3 protein-coding genes are annotated in these 3,547 nt (G+C 54.9%); 1 reads left to right on the top strand and 2 read right to left on the bottom strand.

Annotated elements, in window-relative coordinates:
• On the top strand, positions 1 to 827 hold an 827-nt coding region (locus PHD44_RS10880), incomplete at its 5' end, for an inner membrane protein YpjD (RefSeq protein ID WP_300191525.1).
• A 56-nt stretch (positions 828 to 883) separates the two neighbouring features.
• Here PHD44_RS10880 and PHD44_RS10885 read toward each other — a convergent pair.
• Both PHD44_RS10885 and PHD44_RS10890 read right to left on the bottom strand, forming a co-directional pair.
• On the bottom strand, positions 884 to 1,387 hold the full coding sequence (locus tag PHD44_RS10885; protein WP_300191528.1) for a HugZ family protein: 504 nt from the start codon (positions 1,385 to 1,387) through the stop codon (positions 884 to 886).
• Between the two features lie 127 nt (positions 1,388 to 1,514).
• Positions 1,515 to 3,413: a pyruvate kinase gene (locus PHD44_RS10890; RefSeq protein ID WP_300191531.1), complete on the bottom strand. Its 1,899-nt coding sequence runs from the start codon at positions 3,411 to 3,413 to the stop codon at positions 1,515 to 1,517.
• Between the last annotated feature and the right edge of the window lie 134 nt (positions 3,414 to 3,547).

The raw sequence follows: 3,547 nt of genomic DNA on the forward strand, positions 1-3,547 counted from the left end.
TAATCATTCTGTTTGTCATGACCAGCATCGCCCTTCTTACCATCCTCGGATATGTTCTGGCCGCAGTCCTGCTCTACCTGGGTCTGCAGCAAGCTGACACGACGACAAAATTCCGCAAGGCCATGCTGATCGTCTCGACTCTGGCAATGCTCGGCAATGGTTACCTGATCTATCAGAACGCCTATCTCGAGCACGTCATGGGCTTGAACATGAGCATATTCAACGCGTTGTCGGCGATATTCTGGCTTTCTACCTTCATCACCCTGTTCACGAGCCTGCGCAGCCCGGTCGAGAACATCCTGCTGGTTCTGCTTCCGGTCACTGCGGTATCGGTCGTGCTGGCGCAATTCTTTCCCGATCACAGCATCGTGCTCCATGCGCGTAACCCCGCACTCGATGCCCACATTTTCATCTCACTGGTTGCCTACGCATTGATTACCCTCGGCGCCCTGCAGGCGCTCATGCTTTCCTGGCAACATCGCGCATTGCATTCGCGCAATCCATCCGGCTTGGTCAGTAAATTGCCGCCGATGGAGTCGGTCGAAGAATTGATGTTCCGTTTTATCAGTGTGGGATTTCTTCTACTTACGCTGGCGCTGGCCACCGGTTTTATCTTCATTGAAAATATATTCGCCCTGCATCTGGTACACAAAACCATACTGGCCGTGATCGGCTGGTTCATTTTTGCCGGATTACTGATCGGACGACATGTTGCGGGTTGGCGCGGGAAAACCGCCGTGAACTGGACGCTGGTGGGATATTCAACCCTGGTTCTGGCCTATTTTGGCACCAAGGTCGCACTGGAATGGGTGTTTCAAATCAGGTAAGCCGTCGCAGCTTCCCTGAAGCAAACTTCCTCGAATTTATTCGAACCCGGCTTCGATCAGGCACCGCGCAAATGCGCCACCAATTCAAACCCGTCGATCTTGAACGCACGGCCGAAACCGTTCACCAACCGCCCTGCACCGGGCACGATGCAATGCAAGTGAAAATCAGGCAGTTGGGTTAATACATCCAGAATCTTTCCGTGGCGCACTTTCAGCGCGTCGAATATGGTGTGTACGCGGCTGTCGTTCCGTTCGATCCGGGTAACATCCGCCCGCCAGGTTACGCGGGCACGGTTGTAGATGTTGTGCGTTCTGGATTCGTCTTCCAGCAACATGAGCTCGACTGTCGGGTTTTGTCGCACCTGGCGCGTATGAGGCGAAAGATCGCTCATCAAGACCCAGAACGCGCCCTCATGCCAAACAAATGGCAAGGTGCTCAAACTCGGAAATCCGTCTTCATCGATCGTGGCCAGAATCAAAGCCCGGGCCTGATCGCGCAACGTAATCAAACGTTCGAGGTCTGGCGTGGGCTGAGTGGGAAGGTCGGAAGAATCGCTCATGTCGTGGTCATCCAAGCTGCGTGCAAACTGCTTTACAGTATAGCTCTTAGAACCCCGGTTGAGCGTTCAATCCGACCCTGCCAATCACAGGATTGAATGCGCGGCGCAATGGAATCGAACGACCTCGTTATGAACCGAGACTGGCAATCATCAACTTGCGCCGCAAAGTCATTCGCTTACTGTAGTGTCCTTCCATGCGTCCCAGCACGGCATTAAGAAATCTGAGCGCCTCGACAATGTGCGGCCCCTTGTTCAGCATGGCACATTCGGCACGGATGCTCATCGCCGCGTCGGTCACTTCCGAGCGGGTGGGCGAACCACTTTTCGCCATGCTTTCAAGAATTTGCGTCGCCCATATCACCGGCACATGCGCGGCCTCACACAGCCACAGAATTTCTTCCTGCACTTCAGACAACCGTTCGAAACCCAACTCCACAGCCAAATCGCCGCGCGCGATCATGATGCCCAATTTGGGGCTGCGCATACCGGTCAACAACAGGCGAGGCAATTGTTCAAATGCCTGCCGATTCTCGATTTTCAGCACAATCCCAAGATCCGGCACGGCCAAAGCGTGTAAACGTTCTTGCAACAAGCGGACATCTTCAGGCTGGCGCACAAATGAAAGCGCCACGATATCAATGTAGGGTGCCAGAGCCGTCAGATCGGCATGATCTTTCTCCGTCAAGGCGGGCGTATGAAAATCGGTGTCGGGGAAATTGATGCCTTTTTCCGCCTTGATCCGGCTCCCTTCCGGTGCGGCATGGGTAATACTCAAGGTGATCCGCTCGCCATCGTTCGCCAGAATCAATGCGCCGATTCGGCCATCATCAAGCCAAGCCGCCTGATTCGGGCGGGCTTCTTCAAACGCGGCCGACAGCGTGCAGTGCAACTGTGCAGGTGTCACAACCTGCCCCTGATCATCCAATCGCGCCGCGTGGCCGGGAATGTCTGCGCGGGTAAGTATCAGGGTATCGCCCACCTTGAGCCGGATGGTTTCTTCCACGCCAGGCACGCCGATAATCGTTGCCGTACGTTCGGGCGCAGACACGAAGCGAAGCTTCGTGCGCTCTTCGATGTAGGCCGTATGCGAAAAGCCCAACCATACGCCCTCAGCTGATTTTTCCAGCACCTTCGCTTCAATAGAACGACCACGCGCATCAGTAAAGGCTGCTGTCGTGCCAGGCTCGATCAACGCGAAATCCCGAGCGCTCATGGTCAGCGCCATTCCCTTTTCAGCGGAGGCATTCTGAAGGTCTTGCCCGTTTGCGGCATATCGCAAGAACAACCGTGCCGGTTCGATGACTTCCCCTCTGAAATTTCGCTTGGGTTTGACCTTCAGCACCTGCCCCAAGGTCGAGATTGTCCCGGTTCTGGACTTCGGCCCGGCCAGATCGATTTGTACCCGGCATTCGCGACCCTGAGCCAATGATGCCTGACGAACCTGTTCGATCAGGTTTCGCCAGGCGGTAACATCGTCATGCGCGCAATTAATTCGCGCAATCTCCATCCCGGCTTCGACAAGAGCCGGAATGAGGCCACGATCGGTGACCGCCTCGCTGGGCAAGGTCACCATCACACGCACATCTCGATTACCCTGCATGGCACCGAGCAGATCCCGCGTATGTTCTTGCAGAAGCGCGAGCCCGGTTTGCGGCGTCATTGGCACCGGGCGTGACGTACCATCGGCCTCCCCGCGCATGTCTTGAAGGCGTCTTGCGACCGCGCTCAACGAGGATTGAACATGCATTTCCAACAGGCCGAATGACGAAAGCCCGAGAAAAGCCAGCTCTCGCTGCAAGTCACGGATATCGTGCTGGCGCACCGCGAGATAATGCAGCAGGTTCCGGGCACTTTCACGGAATACGGGGTGAATCAATGCCAAATCGGCCTGACAGAGCGTTTCCTGCTCGATACCGGCCTGCTCCAGCGCATGGACTTCTTTCAGTAACTGACCTGCCAGATCCTTCTGGGAAAACGATTCAAGCTCCTGGAAACGATCAGATCGCCGGTCCTGAGATTCAGCCATAAATTTTTGCTGCCTTTTTTACATTTTTGGTGGATTTATGCCCTCTTGTCCTTTTAACCGAAGTACATGACAGCGTTATGTCGGGCATCGGATGCAACATCGGGTTCGTTCAGAATTTCTTCAGAACGTTATTT

It is taken from the genome of Halothiobacillus sp. (assembly GCF_028710545.1).
In the GTDB taxonomy this organism is placed as follows: domain Bacteria; phylum Pseudomonadota; class Gammaproteobacteria; order Halothiobacillales; family Halothiobacillaceae; genus Halothiobacillus.

Excerpts from the sequence above, each read along its gene's own strand:
- PHD44_RS10885 (WP_300191528.1), bottom strand. The coding sequence starts at position 1,387 with ATGAGCGATTCTTCCGACCTTCCCACTCAGCCCACGCCAGACCTCGAA.
- PHD44_RS10890 (WP_300191531.1), bottom strand. The coding sequence starts at position 3,413 with ATGGCTGAATCTCAGGACCGGCGATCTGATCGTTTCCAGGAGCTTGAA.